The organism is Archangium lansingense (assembly GCF_026626635.1).
GTDB lineage: Bacteria > Myxococcota > Myxococcia > Myxococcales > Myxococcaceae > Archangium > Archangium lansingense.
This window is the reverse complement of the sequence record NZ_JAPNKA010000001.1, coordinates 2,984,778-2,997,281: the sequence shown is the minus strand read 5'-3', so window position 1 is coordinate 2,997,281 and position 12,504 is coordinate 2,984,778. Positions and strand designations below refer to the sequence as shown.

Below are 12,504 nucleotides of genomic sequence, written 5' to 3'. Positions count from 1 at the left end.
AGCCGGCAGGGTAACGGAGACCCGGGCCGCTGCGCAGTGCGTCAGGAGATCGGCGCGCGTGCGCGAGGGCAGCAGATGGCTTTCGAGTGCAGCCCTGTGCCAATCTCCCGCGCCGGGTGAAAGTCGCTCACGAGGTGATGCATGCCCCCTGCAGCCGCTGCCGCTTCGCCGCAACCCGCCCCTCGGCGGATGCGTTACGCCCCATTGGAAGGCCTGTTGCGGAGCCTGGAGATCCACGAGCGCTCCGCCGAGATGAAGGAGATCATCCGGCTCAGTGGAGGGACTGACTACGTCCCCTCGGAGATCGCCGTGGAGCGATTCGCCGAGGTGCTCCTCTTCCTGGCTCGGACCCGCTTCGCGTCGCTGTCTCCATCCGAGGGGCTCTTCCGCGTGGGCGCGTGTCTCTTCGAGGGCTACCGCAAGACGCTGCTGGGGCAGATCCAGCTCGCCGCGCTGCACCTGCTCGGTCCGGATCGCCTGATGCGCAAGATTCCCGAGTTCGTGGGCCGCAGCAGCAACTTCGGGACGCGCGCGGTGGAGCAGCTCGGCCCGAACACCTACCGGGTGGATTTCCGCGGCGTGCCCCTGCCAGGCGACTACTACAACGGCATTCTCCATGCCGCCCTGCGCGCCACCGGGGTGAGCTCGCCTCAGAGCAGCTGGGAGCAGACGGGCCCCGAGGACATGACGTTCGAGGTGCGCTGGTAGCCCTGCGCGTCCGGGCGTGATAGCCCCTGCCGTGTGAGCAACTCCTTCAAGTCCCTCGGCCTCTCTCCTGAGTCACTCGGTGCGGTGCGGCGTGCCCGCTTCGCCTCGCCCACCCCCATCCAGGCCCAGGCCATCCCCCCGGCACTCGCCGGGCGGGACGTCATCGGTTGTGCTGCCACCGGCACGGGCAAGACCGCGGCCTACCTGCTGCCCCTCGTCGAGCGACTGGCCGGTGAGCAGGGCCCGGTCGGGCTGGTGCTCGCCCCCACGCGCGAGCTGGTCCAGCAGATCGCCCAGGAAGCGGCCTTCTTCGGCGAGCCGCGGGGTGTCACCCGGGCGGTGGTCATCGGCGGCACGGACATGAGCGCCCAGGTGGAGGCGCTCCGCCAGCGTCCCACCCTGGTGCTCGCCACGCCGGGCCGGCTGGCCGACCTGCTCCAGGCGGGCGCGGTGAACCTCTCGGCGGTGCGCACGCTCGTGCTGGATGAGGCGGACCGGATGCTGGAGATGGGCTTCATGCCCGAGCTGCAGCGGATCCTCGCCGCCCTGCCCCGCGAGCACCAGACGCTCCTGTTCTCCGCCACCCTCGGCCACAACGTGACCCTCTTCGCACAAGAGGTGCTGCGCCGGCCCGTTCGGGTGGAGGTCACCCCCAGCGGCACTCCCGCCGCACGCGCGGTGCAGCGGATGTACGAGGTCGACTCGCTCGAGAAGTACCCGCTGCTGCTCAGCCTGCTGGCGAGGGATCAGCTCAGCGCGCTGGTCTTCACCCGCACCCGCGAGCGCGCCGAGAAGGTGCAGGAGGTGCTCAAGCGCGCGGGCTACAAGACGGCGCCCATCCACGCCGACCGCACGCCGGGACAGCGCCGCCAGGCACTCGAGGGCTTCCGGCGGGGGCAGTACCGCTGCCTGGTGGCCACCGACATCGCGTCGCGCGGGCTGGACGTGGAGGACGTTGGGCACGTCATCAACTTCGACCTGCCCCACTCTCCGGAAGACTACGTGCACCGGATCGGCCGCACGGCGCGAGCCGGTGCGAGCGGGCGCGCCTCGACCTTCGTCACCGAGCGCGACGAGGAGACGGTGCGCGCCATCGAGCGCATCATCCGCATGCCCGTGCCGCGCGCCGAGGTGCCGCGCCAGGATCCCGTCTTCCGCGAGGAGCTGGAGACGTTCCAGGCCGGGCAGGAGCAGGATGAGCTGATGGTGCTCGAGGACCGTCCCCGCCCCCGCGCGAGCGGAGCGAAGAGCAAGGCCGAGGGAGCGAGCCCCCGGCGAGAGGGAGCAAGCCCCCGGCGAGAGGGAGCAAGCCCCCGGCGAGAGGGTGCGAGCCCCCGGCGAGAGGGTGCGAGCCCCCGGCGAGAGGGTGCGAGCCCCCGGCGAGAGGGTGCGAGCCCCCGGCGAGAGGGTGCGAGCCCCCGGCGAGAGGGTGCGAGCCCCCGGCGAGAGGGCTCGGAGCGCCGCGGTGAGGCCCCCCGCCGTCGTGAGGCCACGGGCCGCGCTCCTGCCCGTGGGACGGAGCGCTCCTTCGACAGGGAGGGAGCGCGCGAGCGCGGCCCTGGTCGGGGCACGGCTCCTCGCCGTGGGAGGGAGGACGCACGACGTGGGGAGCGGACCTTCGACCGCGAGGGCGCCCGTCCAGGAAAGCCGGCACGTCGCGGTGAAGGCGGGAGCGGCCGGAGCACCACCCGTGGAGCCAGGGACACGCGAGCAAAGAGCACCGGCCAGGGGAGGAGCGGTTCCCGAGGCACCGGGCGTCCGGGCGGCAGGGCTGGAGGCCCCAAGGGCGGCCGTGGCGGTGGGGGCCGGCGCGGCCGGTAGGCAAGCTCCCAGCGGGAGAGCACCCCAAGGAGAACGACGGGGCAATGAGCCCCTTGCTCGCCTGGTTTCTCGTTAGGAGAAGCCCGGATCCGGATCAAAATGTCACCTCGAGCCGTCGAGGGCCTTTCGCCCTCGCCATGGCTCCCCTGACATGGCGCTCCCTTCTGATTCCGAGACAAGCCAGGACCGTCCCAAGCCACCCGAGCTCCGGGGAGTAACCTCCCCGAGCCCTGAGAGGGCGTCGGGGATTCTGGGCTGGCTGGACATCTTCCTGTCGGAGCCCCTGCGCAACGCACCTCCCGCGGACCTCGTCCGTCACCGGGTGCTCGTGGCCTCCGCGTTGTTCATGCTCACGCTCGCCGCGCTGTACCTGGTGAGCACGCTGTTCTCGCCGTACTCCCCCGCCCCAGGCATCGCAGGTGCGCTGTACCTGACGACCCTGGTGGCGACACGCAGGTCCACCACCATCGTGGTCCCCGCGGTGGTCATGCTGGCGACCCTCACGGCCGGCTTCGTGGGAAGCCTCTTCTCGAACCAGGTCAACCTCGAAGGCGGCGTGCATGCCCTGACGTTGCTGATGCCCGCCCTCGCCGTGTACCTGCTGGGACCGCGCCGGGCACTGTTCTTCACCCTGAGCATCGCCCTGGTCATGGACGTGCTCCACCCGCTCTACATCACGTACGTCGCCGACCTGAACGTCGAGGGCTTCTCGCTGTCCCGGTACTGGGTCCGGCACGCCATGGCGGCCATCGCCTTCCTGGGCATCTGGGGACTGTGCTCGTTGCACAGCACCGCGCGGGACGCGGCTCACCACTCGCTCGAGCAGGCCTTGAAGGAGCTCCGGGGCAGCGAGAGCAAGTTGAGCAGCATCATCGAGAGCACCGATGACCTGGTGGTCGCCCTGGACGCCAAGGGGCGCCTGCTCGTCGCCAACTCGGCCACGAGGAAGTTCTACCGGCGGATCTTCGGCACGGACCCCGAGCTAGGACAGACACTCTTTCGCTTCTCGGACCCGGAGCGGATCCAGCGCTGGGAGAACCGAATCGTCCAGGTACTTGGGGGCCAGCGGCTGCGCCTCGAGGAGACGTACGAGGTCGGAGACTCCCGCCTCGTGCTGGACATCAGCATCCACCCCATCCTGGCGGAGGGCGGCCAGATTGTAGGGATGACGCTCTTCGGCCGCGACATCACCGGCCGCAAGGAGGCCGAGACGCGGCTGGGGGAGATGCACCGCACCCTGGTGGATGTCTCCCGCCAGACGGGCATGGCCGAGGTCGCCACCGGCGTGCTCCACAACGTGGGCAACACCCTCAACAGCGTCAACATCTCCACCACCCTCGTCACCGACCAGCTCCGCCGCTCCCGCGTCACCGGCCTGGCCAAGGCGACCGCCCTCCTGCGTGAACGCGCCGCGGATCTCGCCTCCTTCCTCACCCGGGATCCCCAGGGCCAGCAGCTGCCGCCCTATCTCATCGCGGTGTCCGAACAGCTCGTGGAGGAGCGCGAGACCATGCTCAAGGAGATGCAGGCGCTCGGCCAGAGCGTCGAGCACATCAAGTCCATCGTCAGCATGCAGCAGAAGCACGCGCGCTCCGCGGGCGCAGTGGAGCAGGTGGCCGTGCCGCAGCTCATTGACGAGGCCCTGCGCCTGCACGCCGTCTCCTTCGAGCGGCTGGCCATCCGCATCGTTCGGGACTACTCCGACGTGCCGCTCATCTTCGTGGACCGGCACAAGCTGCTGCAGATCCTCATCAACCTGCTGAGCAACGCGCGCCATGCATTGGTGGACAGCGCGCAAGAAGACAAGCGTCTGAGCATCCACGTCCAGCTCGCGCCCGGGGGAGAGCGGCTGCTCATCGACGTCATGGACAACGGCGTGGGCATCGCCTCGGAGAACGCGGCGCGCCTGTTCACCCAGGGCTTCACCACCAAGAAGTCGGGGCACGGCTTCGGCCTGCACATCAGCGCCCTGGCCGCCGAGGAGATGAAGGGCCGGCTCACCTGCACCAGCCCCGGCCCCGGTCTGGGCGCCACCTTCACGCTCGAGCTGCCCGTGAAGGGCGAGGGTGTCTAGCCGCGTCACCAAGCAGCTATTCGAAACCGTGGACGGCCGTCGCGCATGCGAGACGGCCGAGGCCCGGCGCTCCACAGGTAGAACTCTCGCTCGTCTCCTGGCTGCCCTCTTGCACAGCGCCTCGTCGCGTGTGGGAGGGCAATGAAGCCCTCCAGAACGGAGCGACGATGGAGAGCCAGGGAGTGAATGAGTTGCTGGAGCGTGTGCTGGGACTGGAGGGCCTGTCGGTGCTCGGCGCCAGCCTCCAACACCACGGGTTGGAGATACAGGTCCAGCCGCAGCTGACTGCGCGCCGGTGCGGAATCTGTAACGACTTCTGGCGCGGTTACGATCAGCTGCCCATGCGCCGGTGGCGCCATCTCTCGTTGGAGCGCACGCCGGTGTGGTTGAGCTATGCGACCCGCCGCGTGAAGTGCCCCAACCACGGTGTCCGCGTGGAGCGCGTGCCCTGGGCGACCCACGGGTCCTTCTTCACCACTGAGCTCGAGCAGATGATGCCCTGGCTGAGCCACCGCCTCGGCCGCCCTGCCACCTGCCGGATGCTGGGCTTGTCGTGGCACACCGCCGAGCGCCTCCTGCATCGGCCCGTCGTCCTCATGCCGGACCTGAAGCGCATCGAGGAGCGCTACGTCATTGGCGCGAACACGCTGTCCCTCCGGTGCCATTCTCAGGACCTGGCCACGGTGATGGCTCGACTCGAGGTCCCGGGGATGAACGGGACAGTGGGCCCGTCGCTCGCCTGCTGAGCTGGAGCTCTTCAGGGTCCTGCGCGGCACGCTCCGCCGACTCGGCTCTTTCCCCCCGTGGCCGAAGTGTCTACCTTCCGCCACGCCATGGACCGCCCCCTCCCCTCCCTGCGCGCGAGCCTGGACGACTTCCTCGCCGAGCTGGCCTCCCTCCAGTACCGCCATGCCGCCGGCTTCGCCCAGGACCTTCCCCTGCGCGCGCTCTACGAGAACTCGCCCGAGATCGCCTCCCCCGAAGCCTTCGCCGCCGTCACCGAGTCCGTCCCCAAGGCCCAGGCCAAGGGCGACTTGCTTGGCGTGCGCCGCCTGCGGCTGCTGCGCGACTTCATCGCCACCCAAATAGAGGAGGCCCTCGCTGCCCCCGCCGCCGAGGCCATCGCCCAACTCGAGGCTCGCTCCCGGCTCCCCGTGGACGACCAGACGCTCTCCTTCGGCGAGGCGCTCGGCCAGCTTCCCCACGAGCCAGAACGAGGCCGGCGCGCCCTGCTCGAGAGTGCTACGGGTGGCTTCCTCTGGGACAACCGGGGCCGCTACGGCGATCGTCGCGAGGCCTCCTTCCGCGTCACCGAGCAGCTGCGCGCCTCCAGCTACACCGCCCTGCGCGAGGACGTCTCCGGCATCGAGCTCAAGCCGCTGGTCGAGGCTGCCGAGCAGACGCTGCGTCTCACCGATGACGCCTACCGCGATGTGCTCGGCTATGTCCTCAAGAAGGTGGAGCCCACGCTGCGGTCCCTCCCCTCGGGCCATGCGCGCAGGCATGACCTTCAAGCGGCCACTCAGGTGTCCTGGCTCAGCGGCTTCTTCCGGCGCGAGGACGGGTTGCCCGCCGTGGTCCGCTGGCTGAGCGAGTGGGGCTTCCATCCGTCCGCCGAGGGCCGTATCCGCCTGGATGACGAGGAGCGGCCCGGCAAGGCCTCGCGTCCCTTCACCACCGCGGTGCGCATACCCGGCGAGGTGCGCCTCGTCCTCCAGCGGCGCGCGGGCTTGGACGCCCTGGGCAGCCTCCTGCACGAGTACGGCCACGCGCTGCACCACGCCCACGTGTCGGACCAACTCCCGCTGGAGCTGCGCCGGTTGGAGGACGCCTCGGTGACGGAGGCCTTCGCCACCCTGTTCGAGCGGCTCCTCACGGACGAGGAGTGGTTGAAGCGCTACCTGCGCCAGCCCTCGGCCACCGCGCGCGATGCCTCCCGCATGGCGGCCTTCCAAGCGCTCACCGTGCTGCGCCGGCACTGCGCGAAGCTGTCCTACGAGCTGTCCCTGTATGCGCGCGGCCCCTCGCCCGAGCGGGCCGAGGAGTACGCGGATGCCCAGCGGCGCGCCCTCTTCGTCGAGGCCCACCCGGGCTTCTTCCTCTTCGACGTGGATCCCCAGCTCTACGTGACGCGCTACCTGCGCGCCTGGGCCCTGGAAGCGCGGCTCACCGCGCACCTCACCGGGCGTTTCAACGAGGACTGGTGGCGCAACCCCACCGCCGGCCGATGGCTCCAGGGGCTCTTCGCCCGGGGCGGTACCGACGACGCCGAGGCCCTCGCTACGGAGCTCTCGGGAATAGCACTGACGCTCCCCGAGGCGGGGGCCCGCCTCGTGGCTCTACTCGACCGCTGAGCGCCGTCCCCTGACGGTTGTCGGGGGACTACTTCTTCTTGCGCAGCGCGCGGACGATCTTGTCCTTCGTCGCGTTGGCGCCGGTGGCCGCCGCCTTGGGCTTGCTGGCCGACTTCGTCTGGCCCGTGCGCTCGCGCATGGCCTTCATCAGCTGCATCTCGATGAGGAGCAGCTCGTCACCCAGCTCCTGGTTGTTGCCCGCAGCACGAGGGAGCGGCGCGCTCTTGCTACCGGCACCGGCACCGTGCCGCAGCCGCAGCACCTTCTCCTCCTCGGACGTCAGGGTCTGCGTCTTCTCCAGCGCAGCCTTGACCTCCTTGGACGTCACCGTCGTGCTACTGCCGACCTTGCGCTCCATCTCCGCTCCCTTGCAGTGGGTACCTGAACATCCGCTCATGTCGGATGCGTCTGGTCCGCAACCAGCGAGGATTCTAGAGATCGCAAGAGGACGGTCAAATTTTCTTCCAACAGGCCGCTGCCTTCCTGTAGCGGCCTGCCACCCTTGCAACACCTGCCAGGTCAGTTGCCCTCTTCGTCCGCGGGCTCGTCCGCGGGCTGGGCTGCCCCCGCCCCGGTGGTGCCCTCGGGCTTGTTGCGGGGGATGCCGAAGCGGTCCAGCGCGTCGGCGATACCCTGCGGCTTGTCCGCGTCCGGCAGAAAGTTCTCCGGCGGCTGCAACCGGGGGTCCTGGCCGATTTCACTCAACGCGGACTCGAGCACCATCCGCAGCTCGGCGGCGCCCCCCGCGTCATTGCCGGGGACGACGATGCGCCCGTCCAGCCGCGTCTTGAGGACGACGGACGTCTCGGAATCCACCAGCACCTCGCCGCTCAGCGACTTGGGGGTGCGGTGCTCGAAGAAGGCCAGGCGGCGCTTGGTGGTGTCGTCGCGGCCGCCCTTGGGCTCCGAGAGCGCGGGCAGCTCCACCGGCGTGGTGCCAGTGTTGCCTTCTGGACCAAGCGACACGACATAGCGCCAGGCGGTGCGGCCCTCGTGGGTGATGGTGCCCTGAGGGCTGAGCTGCAGCCGGCCCCGGAAGAGCGCGTCCACGTCGCGGATGGCGCCGGTGAGCTCGGTGCGGGTGCGCTCGGCCATGCCGCGGTCGCGCAGACGCTGGCGGAAGGTGCCGTAGCGGTTGCGGGCGTACACCTTGCCCCCCACGCGCATCACCTCCAGGCCCTGGTCCCGACTGTTCTCCAGCACACCATGGAAATCTCCGCTCACACCACCCGGGCCGGCGCGGAAGGTGCGCGTCTCCGTCAACTTGGTGGGGACGGTGCCCTGGGCGCCGCTCCACTCGTAGGTGACGGTGGCCTTGAAGGAATGGGGCCCCAGGCGCTCGGTCACCTCGGCGGCGTCCATAGAGAGGATGCGGCGGGCCACGCGGGGATTGTCCGCCACGTCCTCGGGCGGAAGCTTCTCGGCGGCCGAGGCCACCACCTTGGGCGGATCCTCGGGCGAGAAGATGCGAGCCTTGGCCGCCTTGTCGACAGGGTCCTGGCAGGCCACGGTGGCGAGCGCCAGGGTGGCGGCGAGGGCAAACTTGGGAAAACGGGTCACGACTCCTCCGGCTCCATGCGGGGGGGTTGCCCAAATTACGGGGTGGGTGCTGGAGCGGCAAGGGACGGCTTGCGCGCGCCAATGTACGGGATACAACGCCACCTATGCAGAACCTGCGTGACAAGCTCTTGAAGGCCGGCCTGGTCTCCGAGGACCAGGCCAAGAAGGTGGAGACCACCGCCCCGACCGCTCGCCGTCCCGCCCCGTCGCAGGAGGCCCGGCGCGAGGGCCCGCCCGCCCGGGAGGACAGGGGGCCGCGTGAAGCACGGGGTCGCGACGAGCGGCCGCCGCGCCGCGAGGGCCGGGAAGGTGGGCGTCCGCCGCAGGGTGGCGCTCCTCGGGGTCCAGGTGGGCGGCCGGGTGGCGGTCCTCGGGGTCCGGGTCAGGGTGGACGGCCCCAGGGTGGACGTCCGCAGGGCGCGCGGCCGAGCGCGGAGCCCTCTGGCGGCATCGTGCCCAAGCTGCCTCCGCTGCCGGGCTCGAAGGCGGCCCAGCGGATGGAGTCCAAGAAGCAGGTGGAGCTGGACCGGAAGCTGCGCGAGCTGGTGCTCGGCGGGCAGGTGCCCGTGGACGTGGGCGCCACCGTCTTCTACTTCATGACGCGCAAGGGGAAGCTGCGCCGCCTGGAGCTGACGGAGACGCAGGCCAAGCAGCTCGAGGAAGGCACGCTCGGCGTGGTGGAGCGTCCGGAGCCGGCGCAGATCGAGCACTCGCTGGTGCCCTCCGCGGTGGCCGAGCAGATGTACGCCGTCTCGAAGAAGTCGGTGCGCTTCCTCAACCGGAAGGACTCGCCCATCGGCTTCATGAGCGACGACCAGGTGAAGGAGAAGCAGGAGGCGGAGGCCCGGGGCGAGGCGCCGGTCGAGGAGGCCGACGACGAGTCCACCGAGGGCGAGGAGTCCGCTTCGGCCGAGGCCGCCGCCGAGGGCACTCCCAGCCCCGAGGGCAGCACCGAGCCCACGCCGTCCTGATACCGCGTCCCCTCCCCTCTCCCTCCGGGAGAGGATCCCCCCCGTCGTTCAAAGGGGGGGCAAGCTCCCCGGGGTGAGGGGATCGGTGACCCCGGGTTGCACACGAAGGCCCTGGCCCGAGAGGACCAGGGCCCGCGTATTCTCAGACAGTGACTACCGGTTGAAGTGCGAGGCGATGACGCTGGCCACGCAGCAGGTGAGCTTCTTACCGGTGGGGATGTGGAGGAACTCGTTGGGCCCGTGGGCGTTGCTGTTGGGGCCGAGCACGCCGGTGATGAGGAACTGGGCCTCGGGGAAGCGGCGGCCGAGCATCTCCATGAAGGGGATGGTGCCACCCTCGCCCATGGCCATGAAGGGCTTGCCGAAGAAGTCGCGCGAGGCCTCATGGGTGGCCTGCTCCAGCCACTTCTCGAGCGGCGGCGCGTCCCAGCCGGCGCTGGCCTTCTCCCCCTCGAAGGTCACCTTGGCGCCGTAGGGCGGATCCGCCTCCAGCGTCTGCTTCAGGGCCTGGACGGCGGCCTTGGGATCCAAACGGGGAGGAATCCGCAAGGACAGCTTCACCGAGGTGAAGGGGCGCAGCACGTTGCCCGCGCTGCCCAGGGCCGGCATGCCCTCCACGCCCGTGACGGAGAGCGCCGGGCGCCAGGTGCGGTTGAGGATCTGCTCGGCACGGTCCACCGTCACCGGACGGGCACCGGGCACCCAGGGGAACTTCGAGTACACCTCTTCGCCAAGCACCTCGGCCACGGCGTCGGCCTGCTCGCGGCGAGCCTGGGGAATGTGAACCTGGAGGCCGTCGACGCGGATGAGGCCCGTCTGCTCGTCCTCCACGCGCGAGAGGAGCTGCCGGAGAATCCGGAAGGACGAGGGCACGATGCCGCTGGCATCCCCCGAGTGCACGCCCTCGTTGAGGATGTCCACGCGCAGGTTGCCGGAGACGAGCCCGCGCAGCGAGGTGGTCATCCACAGCTGCTCGTAGTTGGCGCAGCCGGAGTCGAGGCACACCACGAGCGAGGCCTTGCCGATGCGCGGGGCGAGGTGCTCGATGTACGCGGGCAGGTCATAGCTGCCGCTCTCCTCGCAGGCCTCGATGAGCACCACGCAGCGAGCGTGGGGAATCCCCTGCTCCTTGAGCAGACGGAGGGCGGCGAGCGAGCCGAAGGCCGAGTAGCCATCATCGGCGCCACCGCGGCCGAAGAGCTTGTCGCCCTCGCGCACCGGCTCCCAGGGGGAGAGGCCCGCGCGCCAGCCCGTCATCTCGGGCTGCTTGTCGAGGTGGCCGTAGAGCACCACGGTGTCATCACCGGAGCCCGGGATGTCCATGTAGATGACGGGGGTGCGCTCCTCGCCCTTCTCGTTCTTGAGCGTCACCACCTCCACCTTCAGCCCGGGGATGTGCTTCACCTGGGACTCGCACCAGCCGGCGATGAGCTTCACCGCCTTGTCCATGTGCCCCTTCTTCGCCCAATCCGGCTCGAAGGCGGGAGACTTGTTGGGGATGCGGATGTACTCGTGCAGCTTGGGGAGGATCTCCTCCTCCCAGATGCGCTCGGACGAGGTGGCGGCGGTGGCGATGTTCAGCCGGGGGCTGGTGCTCATGCGGAAATGGCTCCGGAATCAAACGGAAGGCTCCTCCATCTACACCACCCCGGGCCCCAATGTGTGAGCCTCGCACGATCGCAGGTCTGCTCCCCGGGCGAGCCCACACCCGGGGTGGAGGCATGACGCAAGGCGCCACGCCCCCCTGAATTCCGAGGAACCTGCCCTTCCTGCTCCCGAGCCACCGCCCGCTCAGGGCTCGGCGCTCGGCGCCCTACTTCTCAAGTCCAGGAGGATTCAGCTGAAGGCATCGAAACCGGTGATGGCCTTGCCGAGCACCAGCGTGTGCACCTCATGGGTGCCCTCGTAGGTGAAGACGCTCTCCAGGTTGAGCATGTGGCGGATGGGCGGATAGGCGTCCGTGACGCCGTTGGCGCCGTAGATGCTCCGGGCCACGCGGGCAATCTCCAGCGCGGCCTTCACGTTGTTGCGCTTGGCGAGGCTCACCATCACGGGGGTGGCCTTGCCCTCATCCTTGAGGCGCGCCAGCCGCAGCGAGAGCAACTGCGCCTTCACAATCTCCTGCAGCATGTCCGCCAGCTTCTCCTGGGTGAGCTGGTAGGCGGCGATGGGCTTGTCGAACTGGCCTCGGGAGAGGGAGTACTCACGGGCGCCCTCGAAGCAGGCGATGGCAGCACCGGTGACGGCGAAGGCGATCGTCATGCGCGCATTGTTGAGACAGGACAGGGGCCCGCGCAGACCCGTCACTCCGGGCAGCACGTTGCTGTCCGGCACGCGCACGTCCTGGAAGGACAGCTCGCTGGTGGTGGAGGCACGCAGGGAGAACTTTCCCGGAATCTCCCGAGCGGTGAAGCCGGGCATCCCCTTCTCCACGAGGAAGCCGCGAATGGACTCGGGGCCGCCCTCGTCCGTCTTGGCCCACACCACGGCCACGTTGGCGACGGTGCCGTTGGTAATCCACATCTTGGAGCCGTTGAGCACCCAGGTGTCGCCATCACGGCGGGCGCGGGTCTTCATGCCACCGGGGTTGGAGCCGAAGTCGGCCTCGGTGAGGCCGAAGCAGCCGATGAGCTCGCCACGGGCCATGCCGGGAAGAAAGCGCTGTTTCTGCTCCTCGCTGCCGTAGGCGTGGATGGGGAACATGCACAGCGAGCCCTGCACGGAGGCGAAGGAGCGCAGTCCCGAGTCCCCGCGCTCGAGCTCCTGAAGGATGAGGCCATAGCTGACGGTGTTCATCCCGGCGCAGCCGTAGCCCTGGAGGTTGGCGCCGAGCACCCCCATTTCACCGAGGCGCGGCACGAGGTGTGCGGGAAAGGTGCCCTCGCGGAAGTGCTTGCCGATGATGGGAAGCACCTCGGTGTCGACGAAGCGGGCGACGGTGTCGCGGGCGGCCTTCTCCTCGGCGGAGAGCAGGTCGTCGATGCGGAAGAGGTCGGTGATGTCCGCGCGCGGCATG

General features: G+C 69.6%; 10 protein-coding genes. 6 read left to right on the top strand and 4 right to left on the bottom strand.

All coding sequences use genetic code 11. The annotated features are described in order from the left end of the window. Window positions 1-141: 141 nt before the first annotated feature. The 5 genes from OV287_RS11935 (at window position 142) to OV287_RS11915 (ending at window position 6,957) form a co-directional block, all read left to right on the top strand. On the top strand, window positions 142-708 hold the full coding sequence (locus OV287_RS11935) for a DUF2378 family protein (protein WP_267534149.1): 567 nt from the start codon (window positions 142-144) through the stop codon (window positions 706-708). Between the two features lie 33 nt (window positions 709-741). Next, a complete protein-coding gene (locus OV287_RS56405) occupies window positions 742-2,529 on the top strand; it encodes a DEAD/DEAH box helicase (protein ID WP_373371822.1) in 1,788 nt (595 codons plus the stop codon). Window positions 2,530-2,680: 151 nt separating this feature from the next. Beyond that, on the top strand, window positions 2,681-4,603 hold the full coding sequence (locus OV287_RS11925; RefSeq protein ID WP_267534148.1) for an ATP-binding protein: 1,923 nt from the start codon (window positions 2,681-2,683) through the stop codon (window positions 4,601-4,603). A 167-nt stretch (window positions 4,604-4,770) separates the two neighbouring features. Next, a complete protein-coding gene (locus OV287_RS11920) occupies window positions 4,771-5,349 on the top strand; it encodes a helix-turn-helix domain-containing protein (RefSeq protein WP_267534147.1) in 579 nt (192 codons plus the stop codon). Window positions 5,350-5,436: 87 nt separating this feature from the next. Next, window positions 5,437-6,957 carry a peptidase M3 gene (locus OV287_RS11915; protein WP_267542329.1) on the top strand — a complete coding sequence of 507 codons (1,521 nt, stop codon included), beginning with the start codon at window positions 5,437-5,439 and terminating at the stop codon, window positions 6,955-6,957. Window positions 6,958-6,985: 28 nt separating this feature from the next. On the opposite strand, the gene OV287_RS11910 is transcribed toward OV287_RS11915, so the two are convergent. Both OV287_RS11910 and OV287_RS11905 read right to left on the bottom strand, forming a co-directional pair. Beyond that, on the bottom strand, window positions 6,986-7,315 hold the full coding sequence (locus OV287_RS11910; protein ID WP_267534146.1) for a hypothetical protein: 330 nt from the start codon (window positions 7,313-7,315) through the stop codon (window positions 6,986-6,988). A gap of 161 nt (window positions 7,316-7,476) precedes the next feature. Beyond that, a complete protein-coding gene (locus OV287_RS11905; RefSeq protein ID WP_267534145.1) occupies window positions 7,477-8,517 on the bottom strand; it encodes a hypothetical protein in 1,041 nt (346 codons plus the stop codon). Window positions 8,518-8,621: 104 nt separating this feature from the next. Here OV287_RS11905 and OV287_RS11900 point away from each other — a divergent pair, with 104 nt between their 5' ends. Continuing rightward, window positions 8,622-9,488 (top strand): DUF2058 family protein, encoded by an 867-nt coding sequence (locus OV287_RS11900; RefSeq protein WP_267534144.1) that lies wholly within the window; start codon window positions 8,622-8,624, stop codon window positions 9,486-9,488. Between the two features lie 153 nt (window positions 9,489-9,641). On the opposite strand, the gene OV287_RS11895 is transcribed toward OV287_RS11900, so the two are convergent. Both OV287_RS11895 and OV287_RS11890 read right to left on the bottom strand, forming a co-directional pair. After that, window positions 9,642-11,087, bottom strand: coding sequence for a M20 family metallopeptidase (locus OV287_RS11895; RefSeq protein WP_267534143.1), 1,446 nt, complete (start codon window positions 11,085-11,087; stop codon window positions 9,642-9,644). Window positions 11,088-11,324: 237 nt separating this feature from the next. Beyond that, window positions 11,325-12,503, bottom strand: a complete 1,179-nt coding sequence (locus tag OV287_RS11890) for an acyl-CoA dehydrogenase family protein (RefSeq protein WP_267534142.1) — start codon at window positions 12,501-12,503, stop codon at window positions 11,325-11,327. Window position 12,504 lies beyond the last annotated feature (1 nt).

What these genes read in the sequence shown, in the direction of transcription:
- OV287_RS11935 (WP_267534149.1), top strand. Translation starts at nt 142, where the DNA reads ATGCCCCCTGCAGCCGCTGCCGCTTCGCCGCAACCCGCCCCTCGGCGG.
- OV287_RS11925 (WP_267534148.1), top strand. Translation starts at nt 2,681, where the DNA reads ATGGCGCTCCCTTCTGATTCCGAGACAAGCCAGGACCGTCCCAAGCCA.
- OV287_RS11920 (WP_267534147.1), top strand. Translation starts at nt 4,771, where the DNA reads ATGGAGAGCCAGGGAGTGAATGAGTTGCTGGAGCGTGTGCTGGGACTG.
- OV287_RS11915 (WP_267542329.1), top strand. Translation starts at nt 5,437, where the DNA reads ATGGACCGCCCCCTCCCCTCCCTGCGCGCGAGCCTGGACGACTTCCTC.
- OV287_RS11910 (WP_267534146.1), bottom strand. Translation starts at nt 7,315, where the DNA reads ATGGAGCGCAAGGTCGGCAGTAGCACGACGGTGACGTCCAAGGAGGTC.
- OV287_RS11900 (WP_267534144.1), top strand. Translation starts at nt 8,622, where the DNA reads ATGCAGAACCTGCGTGACAAGCTCTTGAAGGCCGGCCTGGTCTCCGAG.
- OV287_RS11895 (WP_267534143.1), bottom strand. Translation starts at nt 11,087, where the DNA reads ATGAGCACCAGCCCCCGGCTGAACATCGCCACCGCCGCCACCTCGTCC.
- OV287_RS11890 (WP_267534142.1), bottom strand. Translation starts at nt 12,503, where the DNA reads ATGCCGCGCGCGGACATCACCGACCTCTTCCGCATCGACGACCTGCTC.